The 12,887-nt window shown below is 60.0% G+C and carries 11 protein-coding genes; 6 read left to right on the forward strand and 5 right to left on the reverse strand.

Translation table 11 applies throughout. The features are described 5' to 3' along the window. Positions 1-65: 65 nt before the first annotated feature. The 4 genes from PQR67_RS27075 to PQR67_RS27090 all read right to left on the reverse strand — a co-directional run bounded on the left by PQR67_RS27075 (position 66) and on the right by PQR67_RS27090 (position 4,181). Entirely contained in the window at positions 66-689 is a 624-nt protein-coding gene (locus PQR67_RS27075; RefSeq protein WP_408465912.1) for a type VI secretion system amidase effector protein Tae4, read from the reverse strand. A 2-nt stretch (positions 690-691) separates the two neighbouring features. Next, on the reverse strand, positions 692-1,237 hold the full coding sequence (locus PQR67_RS27080) for a PAAR domain-containing protein (protein ID WP_408465913.1): 546 nt from the start codon (positions 1,235-1,237) through the stop codon (positions 692-694). A 29-nt stretch (positions 1,238-1,266) separates the two neighbouring features. Then, entirely contained in the window at positions 1,267-1,521 is a 255-nt protein-coding gene (locus PQR67_RS27085; RefSeq protein ID WP_408465914.1) for a hypothetical protein, read from the reverse strand. Positions 1,522-1,874: 353 nt separating this feature from the next. Further along, complete coding sequence (locus PQR67_RS27090; RefSeq protein WP_408465915.1) at positions 1,875-4,181, reverse strand: DUF2167 domain-containing protein; 2,307 nt, start codon at positions 4,179-4,181, stop codon at positions 1,875-1,877. Between the two features lie 187 nt (positions 4,182-4,368). On the opposite strand from PQR67_RS27090, the gene PQR67_RS27095 reads away from it, so the two are divergent. The 6 genes from PQR67_RS27095 (at position 4,369) to PQR67_RS27120 (ending at position 11,176) form a co-directional block, all read left to right on the forward strand. Further along, positions 4,369-5,064 (forward strand): response regulator transcription factor, encoded by a 696-nt coding sequence (locus PQR67_RS27095; protein ID WP_408465916.1) that lies wholly within the window; start codon positions 4,369-4,371, stop codon positions 5,062-5,064. Positions 5,065-5,105: 41 nt separating this feature from the next. After that, positions 5,106-6,902 carry a sensor histidine kinase gene (locus tag PQR67_RS27100; protein ID WP_408465917.1) on the forward strand — a complete coding sequence of 599 codons (1,797 nt, stop codon included), beginning with the start codon at positions 5,106-5,108 and terminating at the stop codon, positions 6,900-6,902. Between the two features lie 226 nt (positions 6,903-7,128). Continuing rightward, positions 7,129-7,863, forward strand: coding sequence for a FadR/GntR family transcriptional regulator (locus PQR67_RS27105; RefSeq protein WP_408465918.1), 735 nt, complete (start codon positions 7,129-7,131; stop codon positions 7,861-7,863). Positions 7,864-8,304: 441 nt separating this feature from the next. After that, positions 8,305-9,402 (forward strand): sugar ABC transporter substrate-binding protein, encoded by a 1,098-nt coding sequence (locus PQR67_RS27110; protein ID WP_408465919.1) that lies wholly within the window; start codon positions 8,305-8,307, stop codon positions 9,400-9,402. A gap of 8 nt (positions 9,403-9,410) precedes the next feature. After that, positions 9,411-10,400 carry an ABC transporter permease gene (locus PQR67_RS27115; RefSeq protein ID WP_408465920.1) on the forward strand — a complete coding sequence of 330 codons (990 nt, stop codon included), beginning with the start codon at positions 9,411-9,413 and terminating at the stop codon, positions 10,398-10,400. Next, the gene (locus tag PQR67_RS27120; protein ID WP_408465921.1) at positions 10,400-11,176 is read left to right on the forward strand and encodes an ATP-binding cassette domain-containing protein; all 777 of its coding nucleotides are present in this window, start codon (positions 10,400-10,402) and stop codon (positions 11,174-11,176) included. Before PQR67_RS27115 ends, PQR67_RS27120 begins: the two co-directional genes overlap by 1 nt. A gap of 46 nt (positions 11,177-11,222) precedes the next feature. Here the strand turns inward: PQR67_RS27120 and PQR67_RS27125 are convergent, their stop codons facing one another. Further along, on the reverse strand, positions 11,223-12,653 hold the full coding sequence (locus tag PQR67_RS27125) for a hypothetical protein (protein ID WP_408465922.1): 1,431 nt from the start codon (positions 12,651-12,653) through the stop codon (positions 11,223-11,225). Between the last annotated feature and the right edge of the window lie 234 nt (positions 12,654-12,887).

The following is a 12,887-nucleotide window of genomic DNA, read 5'->3' on the forward strand; positions in this document are numbered from 1 at the left end:
GCAACCGGCAATCGTTCCGGTGAATGTCCCGGTCACAGCGAACACCAGAAGCGCGGCTAATCTCTTCACTTGATTTCCCAAAACAGTATTTTCTTCGATTGGCGCAAATCCGAAAATCCGAACGGTGTGCCCGAAGCAAAGGAGTTGAGGCCAAATCGTCTGCTAATGGTAGCTATAGAGTCTATCGGGCCACTTATGGTCAATCGTGCTCCGTTCCAGAGGTCGATGTGGCCGCCGCTCAGGTTGTCTGGCGAGTCGCCCTCTTGTCGCCAATACCCATAGAACAGGATGATACCCGTCCGACCTTTAACCTTTGCTTCCCAAGCAGAGCCGGTAATGTCCTCTGCGTTCGGAAGTCCACCGAATGGACGTAGCCGCAACCATTCGCCTAACTCGTATGCTCGGGTAGCCGTGGGCTTGCCGTCGAGTAGGATTCGCCCGAGCGTAGCCTTCCCTGGCATCGGTTTAACCAGCTTTTGCGAAAACGACTTCATTTCGCTTCCGACCCGATGGAACGTGACACTCATCCGTATAGCGCATTGATTCTTGTATTCCCCGGTTGGATCGTCATAAGGGTCCCCCGACGGATAGTTGTCCCACAGTTCCTGAAACGTCAGCGCTCTCAGTTCCACTACCTTGATGGAACCAGGTGTCGAGTTGGTTCGAACCACAGTCGGTTTGTTCGGCATTGTCAGTGTCCCGGTTGTTTCGCAAGGGCGGCATCGCCCCAGTAGACCGTGTAGTCGTTGACTTCCTGTGTATCGACGCGGGGCAAGTTGCCGTCCGCATCGGTACGACCAGAAAAGGTCCGGCCGTCTCCGGTCTCGATGAAATACGGATAGCCGTTCAAAACCGCTCGGGCGGTTACAGAGCGGACCTGCTCATCAAAATTGGCGTTCGTCGAATGAGCGGCGACTGCACTGCCGCAATTGGCCCGGCTGGGTAGAGACGCTTCGCTTTCCCGATCCAGGTGGCAACCGGCATCGCTGTCAGCGATCACGCGATTGTTACCGCAGGGGCATAGCACCTTGTCACCATGCACGACCGCAACGCGGCCACCTTCAGAAACGCCCTCGCCGGTTCCGTAGATCCAGTAGGCGCCTTTGCAGTTTCCACAGGTTGCCTTGTCGCCAGACAGCGCGATCTTTTTCCCGTCATCGTGCATGGTGGATGAAAAGGCCATCACAAAACCGCGAGTGGTTGTCCGATCGCCATGTCGAACCAGAGCTAGTCTCATACGCTGTCACTCCGTTGGCTGGTGTCGGATCAGTGAACTGAAATGCTGGAGCGAACGGGCACAAACGCGACCGCACGATCCCGACGGTCTGGGCTATCGTTAATCACATCCTCGTTGTCGAGCACACTACCGTCTGGGTATGTGGCTACGTCGCCGACACGTGCCATGCCCAGACTCGCGATGGCGGAACCTCTCGTCGCCGTAGTGACACGGCCGCCTCTCTCGGTGAGTGAGCCGATTGTGGCAAGCAGATAGGTGATTTCGTTGGTCGAGTCTTGCTTCATGCGCCGGTCTCCTTCAGGGTTGAACAAACTTTTCCTGAAAGCCTAGCTTTGTTTGTAGAGTCGGAGACGAGATAAATCAGAAACCATTGAAGAGATTGACAGGCATCAAAGTTGACGCCGCGCACGTTTAATCCCATGAATCACGCTAGTGCTGGCAAATTTATATGGAGTACGCAACATGACAATGAGAATAACCAACGAAGATTCCCTCAATCACGAACACGGTCGAGCGCCACAAGCAGATGTGGGCAGGCGTCGTATAAACCTAAACACTTTCCGCTTGCTGTTGTTCACCCCGCAAGCACTCGAAAAATTTTGAGCCGTCGCGCCACTCTGCGAGAAACCAGACCCCGTCACTTCCTTTTACCACGCCCCCTCACGCCCAAGGCAAGAAGCCCCAACGCAAGTACCGGCAGCACCCGCGTCAACACACTGCTCCAGAAGTGCCTTTCCTGCGCATGCTGCAACTGCTCGGGAAAGCGCTTCTCCTCCGGTGTCTGCGGCCCTTCGATATACCCCGTCAGTCCGAGCGCCGCGCGCTTGTCTCCTGGCTGGACGTCCGCATAAGTTTCGCCGGCATCGAAAGTCACGCCCTTAATCAGCGTGTCGAACGACTCCTGGGCGATCAGTGCGCGATCTTCGTTGTCAGCACCACCTATGACGATCTGCATAGCCGCGGTCCACCGTCGACCAAGCGTCGCGGTCGCCAGATACACAGCGCTTCCCCCACCGGCGCCGCCAATGGTGAAATCCTTGTAAATCCAGTCGAGGCGATGCTCGCTCGCATCCCAACGCGGTTGACGCACCCAGCTAATGTTATGAATCGTCGGCTGAGCGTCGTGCGTCTGCGCAAGAATATTGGTCGTGTGATCTTCCATGTTCTTGCGCAGCGTCTCCGGGTCGAGATCGACGTGATCGGTATCGATGTGCCCCTGCTCCATCAACAGCACGCTCATCTTCCAGGTCGCATCATCCGGCGCCAGGATAGCCATCGGCAAGGTCTCAGCCTCCTTGGCCTTGCTCGCGCTCATCATGCCGCCGGCGACCAGGCGATCGCGCAACGCACGCACCGCTTCCGGCGCGAGATAGCGGAACCCCGCGGGCAGCACCAGGCTCGCCGGTCCGGCAAGGCGCACCGTGCGCGGACCATGCTGCCAGGCGGGATCGTTCCATAGCTCCGGCGGCGGCCCGGCGAGTTGCGGCATCGAGCCGAGGCCCGTGCGCCCCGACTCGCGTTGCATCACATCGACTTGCGCATCCACGGACTCCCGCGCTTTCGCAAGCCTGACCGCGGCAATCCGGTCCGCCGGCACGGCCGCATCCTCGGGTGCCGGTGTGCCGGCTTGCTGCCGCGCGACCGCGCAGGTGGCGGCAACGTCGCGCGGCCAGATCGTCTCGCCGGCGCCGTTCAGCACCACCTGAATTCCGCAGTCGATATGCTTCACGCTCACGAGCTTCCGGCCGCTCAAATCGACCCACTCCGTGGCGCGCAGATCATGCGGCGGATCAGGATAGCTGACCTGCCAAACATCCCCGGCTCGCGGCGTCTGCGCACTGTCGTCCCAGGCGGTATCGATCGACCCATCTAGCGACACAGGGGCAATCAGCGCGTGGCCCTGCCGGTCGATCAGTTGCCAGCCTTTGCCGGGGTACCTCACCACGCTCACCCCGTCGGCGAACGGCATGACGCTCTCGTACTGAGCCGCGGGCAACACGTCCCGCCCCTGCCGGTCGATCAACGTATAAGTCTCGGGTTGCGTGGAAGTCCGGATGTGAACCCACGCCACACCGTCCGAGAAGGTGCTGCCGCCTTGCCAGTCCTTGCGCGGTTCGACCACGGGCTTCGCCGTTTGCAGATCCAGGAGACCAATGCTCGCACCGTCATCGAGCGTGTAGAAAAGCCTGCCTTCCACTGCCTCGCCACCGCCCTTGGTGGTGAACAGAACCTCGCCCTTGCTGTTGCGCAGGATCGGCCCGGAAGGACCGTCGTCGACGACCCGGTCCGGCAGCACCGCCTGGAAGTGGTAGCGCTGCATCCACGGCAAGATCACCCGGCCTTGCCGGTCGATCAACGCGATCTCCTGTTGATTGACCTCGCCACGAGTGATCTCGGCGACGCCATACGCGAACGCGCCGGCGCGCTCATAGGTGCCCGGAACGGCCTGGGCGCCCTGCGGATCGATATAGACATCCTGCGTCTGTCCGGCCCGGCGGACCGCGGCCACCCCATCGCTGAACTCGGCGGCCGCCTCGAAAATTTGTGGCAGCACCCAATTGCCATGGATGTCGATGTAACCCATCCTGGGATTGTCCCAGCGCGACGCAGGCGCGATTCCGTTACGGAAATGACCAATGTATTCGAAGCCCGGCGCGATTAACTGCTGGCCCTTTGCGTCGAGCAACCCCGCTCTTCCGGACGGCGTATTGGTGACCCACACGTCGTCCATCGCATAGAAGTTGCCCGGGCGCGGCTCGACGGCCCAGTGACCTTTGCGATCGAGCAGGCCGCATTCGTGAGTGAAGACCGTGAGACACACCGGGATCAACGCGGGCGAGTCTTTCGGATGCGTAGCCGGAAGCCCGGCGCTAGCACGCGTGGCGATCAATGCCGTGCAAACGGCAATCGTGAGGAAGCGAAATACGGGGCGCCGTTTATGCATCGGTCAGAATAAGCGTTAGTGGGCACAGAAACCTGCGAGGCAGAGGATACTTGATTCCAGGTATAGCCAGCGCGATGCGACTGGAATACCGTCATGAATCCATGTCACTATTGCCGCTGTCGTCGGTTGAGCGTTGCCGGCTGTTCCGGCAATTCCCCCACCGGTTCACTCCTCCTACGCAGCCCCTATGGCGCAAGCTTCGTCCGACACCATCGAATCCGTCCTACCCGGCCCACTCCTCATCGTCGAGGACGAACCCCCGATGCAGGTCCGGCTGCGCGCAATCCTCGCCACTCTGGGTTACACGGACGACATCCTGTCATTCGCGGGCAGCATTGCCGAAGCCAACGCGCTGCTGGCCAGCCAACCGTTCGCGATGCTGCTGGTCGACGTCGGCCTCCCGGACGGCAACGGCATCGATCTGATCCGTGCCTTGCATGGGCAGGATGAGGCATTACCGATTCTGGTAATCTCCGCCTGGAGCACCGAGCAGGTGATCGTGACCGCCCTCCAGGCGGGTGCAACGGGCTACCTGCTCAAGGAACGCGACGACGTTGAAATCGCGATGTCGATCCGCAGCGCGTTGCGTGGCGGCGCGCCCATCGACCCGTTCGTTGCCCGACGTATTCTCGATCTGACCGGACTCGCCAGGCGCCCTAACGCGACGAATGCGAAACCGCCGACGCGCTCGCCGCTCAGTCCGAGGGAAATCGAAATCCTGGTGCTGGTCAACAAGGGGCTCACCAATCGTGAGATTTCCGATGTGCTATCCCTGTCCAGGCTAACGGTCGAATGTCACGTCAAGAACATCTACAAGAAACTGGCGGTCAACTCTCGCACGCAGGCCGTATTCGAAGCCCGTACGCATGGCTTGTTGCCCTGATCTGCAGCTTCATCACGTTCCACGCTGGTGCGTCGGCCGCCGTGCCAACGCACCCCTCCGACACCCTCGTCCATCTTCGCATCGAAGCAGCCCGCTCGGACTGGCAGGCCGACAACCCGCCATCGACAGGCTGGGTTCCCGTATCGCTACCCGACGACTGGTCCTCGCGCTGGCCCGAGTTCGACGGCGTCGTCTGGTACCGGCTCTCGTGGCAGCAAGCCGATGTGGCGCATCCCGCCGCGCTGATGCTCGACTACCTGAACATGGCCGGCGCGACTTATCTCAACGGCAGCTTGCTGACACGCGACCGGCACCTGGTTGAACCGTTGACGCGCGCCTGGAACGTACCTCGCTACCAGGTCCTGAGCCCTCCCTTGCTGCGGGAAGGCACCAATACACTGCTCATCCGCGTGTCGGGGCTCTCGCAGTATCAACCCGGACTTGGAAACGTGTCGATCGGCGATCCAGCCGTGCTTGAACGTCGTTACGAAACCGAATACTGGCTGCGCCACGATCTGCAACTCTCCAGCCTTGCGGTAACAGCCACGCTCGGGTGTTTCTTTTTCGCGTTATGGCTGATGCGACGGCAGGAAGCCGTGTATGGCTGGTTCAGTTTGATGTCGATCGCGTGGTGGTGGGTGGCGCTCAACCAGTTGGCAACCAGCCCATGGCCGTTTGCCAGCACCGACGCCTGGGAAAGCGCCAACTCGATCGCGTTGATGATTTACAGCGCCGCATTCACGATGTTCTCGATACGTTTTTGCGAGCGGCGTTTGCCACGCATCGAGACCGTACTCTGGCTACTCGTGGCCGTGGGCACGGCGGTCATGCTCGTGACGCCGCACAGCCATGCGGGCGCAACACGCGCTGTCCTGACAATCGCGCAAGCCTGCAGCTTTTTCTCAACCTGCTTTGCGTTTGTCTACGTCGCGTGGCGTCACGGCCGCACCGATCATCGCATCCTGTCGATTTGCATCGCCATTTTCCTGGCCGCCGGGGTGCATGACCTGCTGACGTTTCTCGGCATCTTTCACGACAATCGCTACTACTCCGCCCTCACCTCGCAATTGCAGATGATCGGTATGGCGCTGGTGCTGGCCTGGAATTTCGTCGCCAATCTGCGCCGCATCGAGCGATTCAACGAAGAGTTGAGCATCACAGTCGACGCAGCCAGGGGCGAACTGGCGACCACGCTGCACCGCAAGCACGAACTCGAAGTCGCCAATGTCAGGCTCAACGAACGGCTCAATCTCGCCCACGATCTCCACGACGGCTTAGGCGGCACGCTTGTTAGCAGCATTGCCACTCTCGAGCACACACCCCACGGCATTCCGTCCGGACGCTTCCTGTCGATTCTGAAAGAACTGCGCGACGATCTGCGCATCATCATCGATACGGCTTCTAACCAGCGGCCCGGCGAATCCCCGCTGGCCGATCAGATCGGTCCGCTGCGGCACCGCCTTACGAGCCTGCTGGAGAACCACGGCATAGCATGCCGCTGGTCGATCGCCGGTCTTGACGAGTGTTACCTGCCTGCCTCAAAGAGTATCGACGTCATGCGGATTCTTCAGGAAGCCCTGACCAACGTCTTCAGACACAGCCGCGCAAGCCAGGTTGAGATCGACCTGCACAGCGACGAGCGGACACTCGCACTCGCCGTTCGCGACAACGGAATCGGCTTCGATCCCGGCGCGCTCCAGCAACATGCCGGGACCGGCATGCGCAGCATGCAGGCGCGCGCGCAGCGGCTTGGCGGAACGCTGCGCATCCGATCCGCGGCCGGCGTCACCGAACTGGCTATGCAGGTGGCGCGAACGGAAACTGAGCGTCTTCGTTAGGCAGCGAGCTCGCCCCCTTTTCAGGGCGATGCGGCTGCATCATCGATGCGAGTGCAGCATCGGCACTGACACCAGGCGGCACGCCGAATATCGCGTGCTATGCTTGGATCAGTAACCTGTCTGCAAGAAAACAACCCGCCTCCGTGCCGACAACAAGGCAAGCGCCATCCAGAACGCTGCACGGACCGGCACCAGACTGCGCCGGACACGACCGCGATCGCCGACCATGGACTACCGTCATCTGCAACAGCGCAAGAGCTTGCACGGTCGCATTGTGCAGGAGCTCGGCATGGAGATCGTCGGCGGGAAAGTACAGCCGGGCCAACGCCTGCCTGCCGAGACGGTGCTGTGCGAGCGCTATGGCGTGAGCCGCCCCGTGCTGCGCGAAGCCACCCGTGTGCTCGTGGCAAAAGGGCTGGTCGTGTCGAAACCGCGTGTGGGCAGTGTGGTGAAACCTCGCGCCGATTGGCACATGCTGGACCCCGACGTCCTGTTCTGGACCATCAACAGTGTTCCGGAAGGCGAGTTCTTCGGTTCGCTGCTGACCGTGCGCCGCGTGATCGAACCCGCGGCGGCGGCACTCGCCGCCACGGCCGCGACAAGCGAGGATCTTGCGCGCATTGCATCGGCGTACGAGCAGATGGAACGTGCGGATACCGCAAGCGCGCTGCTGAATCCAGATCTCGAGTTTCACCGCGCCATCATGGCCGCCACGCATAACGACCTGCTGGCCTATATTGGCAACATGCTGTCGCTTGCCTTGTCGGAATCGATCAAGTTGACGAGTCGCCATCCCGACACGCATTCACTGTCATTGCCGCGTCACAAGGCGATTCTCACCGCAATCCAGAGCCGTGACCCGCTGGGCGCGCGACAGGCAAGCCTGGTCCAGCTCGACAATGCGCGCGCGGACGCCGAGAGCGTTCTGGAAACCGGCGGCCAGTTTCAGACGCAACCCTGATCCGAATCTGGCGGCTGAGTCCTCGCCGAACCATCGGGCAGAGCGCAGCGGACGCTCCCGTCACTCCTCTTTCATGCGGTAAGTTGATAGTCATACTATTCAACCGGCACGTTGTGCAGACCAATTCGGCTACCTATGGCCCGCGCTGAACAAGGCCGGTCTGTTCCATCATCGTGTTGCGCCGCATCGCCGGACACGCAGACGAAAGGCCGCGCTGCACCGCAAAAATTTAATTAGTCCGACTAGTTAAGGGTATACATCGATTAGTAGGTAAAAGGGCGTGATATAGCATTTTCTGGTGGGTTGTCATGCGTACGCGCGTGCACGTGGGTTTCATGAAAGAAATGATGCCCGGCTCCGGTGCTGTTCTTGCCGGAGCTTTTCCTGCTTGCGCCGTCATGGACAGTGAAGTGTTCACTAATTGAGAGACGGGAGATTGAAATGGCGCAAGCGAAGGAAGACAAAGACGAAGTGCAAGGCACGCGTCGGGGATTGTTGCAGGGCGCGGGCCTCTCTGCGGCCCTCGCGCTCATGGGCGGCATGGCTGGAATGGGTGGCATGATCACACCGGCCATGGCGGCCGAAGGCGGTTCGTTCCCGGCCCACAAGCGCTGGAAAATCGTCTTCGTCAACCACGTCACGACGAATCCGTTCTTCGTTCCCACGCAATACGGCATCCAGGATGCGACTGCCATGCTGGGAATGGACTACCAGTGGACCGGCTCGGCCAATGCCGACATCGGCGAAATGGTCAACGCGGTCAACGCGGCGATCGCCGCGAAAGCCGACGCCATTGCCGTACCGATCGTCGACCCGAAGGCGTTCGACAAGCCCATCCAGGCCGCGCTCGACGCCGGCATTCCAGTCTTCGCTTATAACGCCGATGCGCCGTCAGGTTCGACGAATCCGCGCCTCGCCTATATCGGTCAGGATCTCTATCTGTCTGGCTATCAGATGGGCGAGCGAATCTCAAACCTCATCGACAGCGGCCTCGTCGCGCTCTTTATCGCTACGCCGGGCCAGCTCAACATTCAGCCGCGGCTTGACGGCGCCGCGGCCGCGATCAAGAAATCGGGCAAGAAGATCGACGTGCAGACCATCGCCACCGGCGCGACCGTCAACGAAGAACTCTCGAAGATCAAGTCCTTCTTTCTCGGCCACCAGGATCTCAAAGGCATGTTTGCCGTGGACGCGGGCAGCACCCAGGGCGTCGCCGAGGTGATGAAGGAATCCAATCTGCCGTCCAAAGGCGTGCACGGCGGTGGCTTCGATCTGTTGCCGCGCACGGTCGATCTGATTCACGAGGGCTTCCTCGACTTCACGATCGACCAGCAGCCGTACGTGCAGGGTTTTTATACCGTCGTGGAGGCGTTCATCTTTCTCGCCTCCGGTGGGCTGGTCGGGCCGGCCAATGTCAACACGGGTCTGAAGTTCGTCACCAAGGGCACCGTCGACCCGTATCTGACCACGTCGACGCGTTATGAAGGCAAGAGCACGAAAGCCCAGATCGTGCCACGCACGGGTGCGATCAAAGGGTGACCTCTCCCGTGACGGACGTTCAAAAAACCACAATACGTCCGAGGCGCTGGTCAAGCGCGCTCGGACGGTCCAGCGAAATTCGCATCTTTGCGGTCGCGCTGATCCTCAGCATCTACTTCGAGAGCGTCAACCACGACTTCCTGCTGACTAGCGCGAGTCTTCAGAATCTCTCGCAATTCATCGCTCCGGTCGCGATCATTGCCTTTGGCGAAATCATGCTGATGATCGGCGGGGAGATCGATCTTTCCGCCGGAATGGTCTTTGCGTTTGCGCCTTTCATCATGTATTTCGCCATCGAAGCCGGCGTGCCCGCTTGGCTCGCGATCATTATCGGCGTGATTGCAGCGGGCCTCGTCGGTTTGATCAACGGCGCGGTGACGGTGTATCTGCGCATCCCCTCGTTCGTGACGACGCTCGGCACTTTGTTCTTCGTGAACGGCCTCACGCTGACGATCTCGCGGGGCACGCCGGTTTCGCCACCGGAAGATTCCGCGTTAGCCGCGTTCATGGGCGGATGGGGTTACAGCGAGATCATCTGGACACTTGCCATTGCCGCCTTCATGCATGTGTTGCTTCGTCACACGCGCTGGGGTTTGCATACGATCGCGTCGGGAGCGAATCAGCTTGGCGCGAGCGAAGCGGGGATACAGGTCAGGCGTCTGAAGCTCGGCAATTTCATTATTGCCGCTGTGCTTGCCGGGTTGACCGGGATTCTGGAAGGTTTTCGTATCACATCGATCGATCCGCAAGCAGGCGGTAATCAGATCATGTTTCTTGCGGTGGCCGCTGCCGTGATTGGCGGCACGCCGCTCGCCGGTGGATCGGGCACGATCATTGGTGGACTGATCGGTGCGGCGGTACTCGGCATTCTCAACGACGGCTTCACGCTGATCGGCATCAACGCGTTCACCTTCAACATGATTCTCGGCGCGGCGATTCTCGGGGCCATGATCTTCAACATCCACGTGGTTCGTCTCGCGCGCAAGGGAGAGTTGTGATGGCCGAGGTGCAGGGGGTGCTGGAAGCGCTGCGCGGCGAAGATATCGTCAAGCGTTTCGGCGCGGTCACCGCGCTCGATGGCGTATCGCTAACACTCAGACAGGGTGAGATTCTTGGCGTGCTTGGCGACAACGGCGCGGGCAAATCGACGTTGATCAAGATTCTGACGGGCTTTCATCAGCAGACCAGCGGCAAGCTGTTTATCGGTGGCGAGGAGACGTTGCTTCGTTCTGTCGATCACGCCCGCTCGCTCGGCATTGAATGCGTCTACCAGGATCTGGCGCTGGCCAACTCGTTGAGCATCTATCACAACATGTTTTTGAACCGCGAGATCATTCGCCGGGGGCCGTTTCGTTTGTTGAACAATCGCGCGATGCGTGAGCGCGCCGCTGAGTGTCTTGAGGAAATCGGCGTGCATGTGCCCTCGGTCGATCTGCCGGTCGAGCAGCTTTCCGGTGGACAGCGGCAGGCTATCGCGGTCGCTCGTGCGGTCAATTCGAATGCGAAGATCTTGCTGCTCGACGAACCGCTCGCCGCGATGGGTGCCCGTGAGGCTGGGCTGATTATCGATCTGATTCTTCGGCTCAAGAACAAAGGGGGGTTGTCGATCGTCATGATCATGCACAACTACGCGCAGACGCTCGATATCGCGGATCGGGTGATGCTGATGCAGCGTGGACGTGTGACTTATCAGCGCGAGGCCGCGAGTACGTCGGTCGAAGAACTGATGGATATCGTGCGGCGTGAGTATCGGGCAATGCGGGCGGCGGGCTAACGGCGAACCGTTGCACCCGCCTCAACCGATACAACACGTCGGACTCCTAGCAAGGGGTCACGGTAGAACCCTGCGCGCCGCACCGGATAACGTCCCACACCGCTTTGCTCGTAAAGTATCCCCCGTGCGCTGAAACCGGATTTTCGACGACAAGGAAGCGAGTCGCGTTGCGCACATAGACGTTCACGAATTGCAACGGATCGCGTTCATACTCGGGGGGAATCGACCATGACAGCAGATCGTCCGTATCGCTGAATGCCACAACGTCCAGTTTGGGACTCGCCGCCGGGACGGATTTCAGTGTAGCCGCCGGGACGGATTCGGCCTTCGCTGAAGCGAGAAGGCAGATGACGTCAGTGCACGGCCCCTGATCCGCAGCCGCGGCTGGCTGCCCCCCCACACCGACCGCCGGCTTGTGCGTAGCAGTCTTCGACGTATCCTGCGCCGTGATGTTGGCCATCCCGAGGAATGTGAGCTGGTTGGCCATCATGTAGATGACGGGCGTATTCGCCAACATTCCATGCACGTAACGCGTGGCGCCGGGGAATTCCCGCGTGAGCGCTGATTGATCCACACCCGGCGCGTTCTTTCCCAGCAGGCCTAGCAGCGTGTCATACAGCAGCCTGCTGCCGAGGCTGTGAGTCACGAAGATATACAGTGTTCCGGGATCCACGCGAGCCTCCCTCCAATCGCACGCGGGGTTGGGACCCGCCGGATTGAGCGGCGCGACCTCTTGCCCGGTTAATGCATGACACAGCGCATCCGCCATTCCCAGTTGCATAACGGTGTGGTACTGGCCCATATAGATGGCTGCGTCCGCCATTTTCCGATCCAGAATATTTTCCTTTACGACGCGGTTCAGTAGCAGTCTCGAAGGCGGCTGTGCCGGGTAACTCTCATCGACGTCCAAACACGAAAAAAAACCCGGTTCGGTGAAATCGTCCCGGAGCCGGTCATTCTTGACCCATTGCGTCAGCGGCGACCATGTCACCTCGATGGCTTCGACAGGTGTCTTTGTGGGCTGATACGTAAAGTTCTGCGCGCTGAGCGCAACAAAGGATTGCTCATCGTAGGGATGCGGCTTCCCTTCCGAGGGCGTCAGGAACTCGTTGCTGTATATCCGGTTCTGGGCGACGGGTTCACTTGTCCCCGGGTCGAGGCCAATCTTGCGTGCCATGTCATTACCGAGCCAGCCTTCGGTCTTGCTGTCGCCGCTGAGTGCATATCCTGGACAGAAGTCGCCCACTCCGTGGATAAAAATCAGTTTGATGTTTGTTACGTCTTTCCCGACATACATACTTAGCGGCTTTACGGTACCCGTTGGATTGCCGGGTAGATCGGCAGGCTTATATACGGCGGGGGTCGAGCACGCCGAAAGCAGTACGAAGGGCAACGCGATTGCACATCCGACGGCCGGGTTTTTCAAACGAATTTTGAGGCTGGTGATTCGACGAAACAGCCGGATAATCTTGTTCATTATGTCCTCACTGTTTTCAACCGATGCTGCAACATGCGCAGCTACATCGCGGCGTCACGGCCGATAGCGTTTATGCGCCAGGGTCCGTCTCATTCCGCCCTCCTGTGCCAGCATTGAACGCAGTGAGACTGCCCGTCACGATGTGAACCGCGATGGATTACTGAAACGGCAATTTTTGAAAATCACGGCACACTTGCCGCCATAGTGTTCTTCAACGACTCAAGGGATTCAGTT

It is taken from the genome of Paraburkholderia fungorum (assembly GCF_046026025.1).
In the GTDB taxonomy this organism is placed as follows: domain Bacteria; phylum Pseudomonadota; class Gammaproteobacteria; order Burkholderiales; family Burkholderiaceae; genus Paraburkholderia; species Paraburkholderia fungorum_E.

Coding starts and splice junctions, on each gene's coding strand:
- PQR67_RS27095 (WP_408465916.1), top strand. CDS start 4,369: ATGGCGCAAGCTTCGTCCGACACCATCGAATCCGTCCTACCCGGCCCA.
- PQR67_RS27090 (WP_408465915.1), bottom strand. CDS start 4,181: ATGCATAAACGGCGCCCCGTATTTCGCTTCCTCACGATTGCCGTTTGC.
- PQR67_RS27110 (WP_408465919.1), top strand. CDS start 8,305: ATGGCGCAAGCGAAGGAAGACAAAGACGAAGTGCAAGGCACGCGTCGG.
- PQR67_RS27080 (WP_408465913.1), bottom strand. CDS start 1,237: ATGAGACTAGCTCTGGTTCGACATGGCGATCGGACAACCACTCGCGGT.
- PQR67_RS27105 (WP_408465918.1), top strand. CDS start 7,129: ATGGACTACCGTCATCTGCAACAGCGCAAGAGCTTGCACGGTCGCATT.
- PQR67_RS27085 (WP_408465914.1), bottom strand. CDS start 1,521: ATGAAGCAAGACTCGACCAACGAAATCACCTATCTGCTTGCCACAATC.
- PQR67_RS27120 (WP_408465921.1), top strand. CDS start 10,400: ATGGCCGAGGTGCAGGGGGTGCTGGAAGCGCTGCGCGGCGAAGATATC.
- PQR67_RS27075 (WP_408465912.1), bottom strand. CDS start 689: ATGCCGAACAAACCGACTGTGGTTCGAACCAACTCGACACCTGGTTCC.
- PQR67_RS27125 (WP_408465922.1), bottom strand. CDS start 12,653: ATGAACAAGATTATCCGGCTGTTTCGTCGAATCACCAGCCTCAAAATT.